This window comes from candidate division WOR-3 bacterium (genome assembly GCA_016867815.1).
Taxonomy (GTDB): Bacteria; Hydrothermota; Tepidihabitantia; order Tepidihabitantales; family Tepidihabitantaceae; genus UBA2258.
Map to the genome: position 1 here is coordinate 1 of VGIR01000201.1, position 2,017 is coordinate 2,017.

1 protein-coding gene is annotated in these 2,017 nt (G+C 60.4%); it reads right to left on the reverse strand.

Annotated elements, in window-relative coordinates:
- Window positions 1-1,769: hypothetical protein (locus FJY68_14290; protein MBM3332990.1), on the reverse strand; the 1,769-nt coding region annotated here is incomplete at its 3' end.
- Window positions 1,770-2,017: the final 248 nt, after the last annotated feature.

The following is a 2,017-nucleotide window of genomic DNA, read 5'->3' on the forward strand; positions in this document are numbered from 1 at the left end:
CCCGGCGTGTCGAGACGGAGGAAGTAAATCCCGGCCGGTAGAGAACCAGATGGCAGCCTGGCTTCGTATCGACCCGGGGCCACATCGCCTTCAGACAAGGAACGCACCAGCCTGCCATTGACGTCGTATATGCCGAGGGACATGACTTCCCTCACCCCTTCCCTCTCCCTCTGGGAGAGGGAAGGGGTGAGGGGCAGAGGCACTTCGTAACGAATGCTGAACGCACCACGGGCCGGGTTCGGGCTGACGGAGAGCGACCAGTGCAGGGGCACGTTGTGAGTTCCTTCGGCCACGCCGCCGCCAATGAAGGTGATGACACTATCCGACATGTCGAACTGCCAGCCGGGACCGTACGCAATCACGACCACTCGCGCGGTCTCCGGCACTCCGGACGGGACGACCCAGCGATAGGCAGTGTCGGTTCCCGGCAAACCGGTCGCAATCGTCGAGAGGTGCCATAGTGAATCACGCCTCAAGAACAGTGACAGTGAATCGCACCGCGGCGGCGTATGCGTGGCCCAGCGTATCGAAACGGTGTCGCCGACGCTGCACGACCCGCCGTTGGGCGCAAGCAGGACCACCGCCTCGACCTCGAATACGGACGTCTTCGCGTTGCCGGCTGTGATAAGTTCGTTGTACCCGTCGTTGTTGATGTCGTACACCGTGCTTACGAGCGACCGAAACCCAGCGTGGTCGCTATCCCAGTGCCAGACCTCTTGCAGTTGGTCGTTCCCGGTGGCCTTGTACATCTTGATGACGTTCGGCGTGGTCCAGATGCACTCGTCGATTCCGTCGGCATCGATGTCCCCGCACTCGCTGATTCGACCCCAGTTGGTGCCCGAGAACCAGACCGAGTCCACCAGCGTGCGGTGGTACGCGTCACTGCCAACCTGGTCAGCTTCCCACATGTAGAGATACATCTTGCCGCGCGGGACGTTCTCGTAGGCTACGTAGAACTCGGGCTTGCCGTCGCCGTCGATGTCGTTGGTCGTGAACAGGTCCGCACCATTCGGTTGCCAGACCGTGTCCTGGAACACGACATCGTACTGGTCATCGCCGGTACACTCCCAGACAGACATCGTGCCGGTGCTATGCAGCGAGGCGGAAGCGAAGTTCATCTTCCCGTCCACGTCGAAGTCGCCGTAGGTCGACCTGTAGCCCGGATGCACCGTGTCCTGCCATACAAACTCATTCCGATTATCGCCCGTGTTCTCCCAGACCCGGTGTGCGAACATGACGATCTCTCTGTGCCCATCCTGGTCGAGGTCCGGCGGCAGGTAGGTTGGCTCAGGAATAGCCATGTTCTGGGCGTAGCGGTAGTACCAGGAGAGCGAGCACGGGTAGCTGAGACTGTCAGGACTTTCCAGCGTCATCAGGATGTCAAAGAACACACCGCCACCCACTTCCTCTGCACCAATGCATGCTATATCAGTCAGACCATCATCGTCGATGTCACCGGCAGCGAAGGGAAGTGAGTTCCCGGTCGTTATTCCCGGTGGCGGCGGATCGGCCCCGGTGTCTGCAAATGCAAGCGAGATCCGGTTCCAGCCTTGGTGTTCCCAGATCTCAATACGCAGTGGGTTGTACGGCTGAATTGTGCCTGTGTGAAAAAGCAGTTCGGGCATTCCATCGTGGTCGCTGTCGCAGCAGACCACGCGGCCGTGGCCATCATGGTAGGGACCAGATGGAATCCGCGCGACTCGCCTCATGCCAGTTGCATTCAGTGTCGTCGCCCACGCGGCTAATGCTAGGAAGGAATGACGTAGCATAGAAGAGGGCGGGTAGGCGGTATTAGCGTCCCTGCCAGTGCTATTCTACCTTGCCAGCGTCAAACGTCCAGTCGAGTTGATCCCGCTCCGGCATCGCCACGAAATGCCGGGCCTCCCATTCTAGGGACACCTTACTTAATTGGTTGGGGTCGGATCGCAGTGCCGGGCTTGGGGCCACGCTTGCGGGGAACCAGGGACCGGGCCAGCTTCGTCTCGAGCGACTCGACAAACTCGGAGCTGCCCAGTGG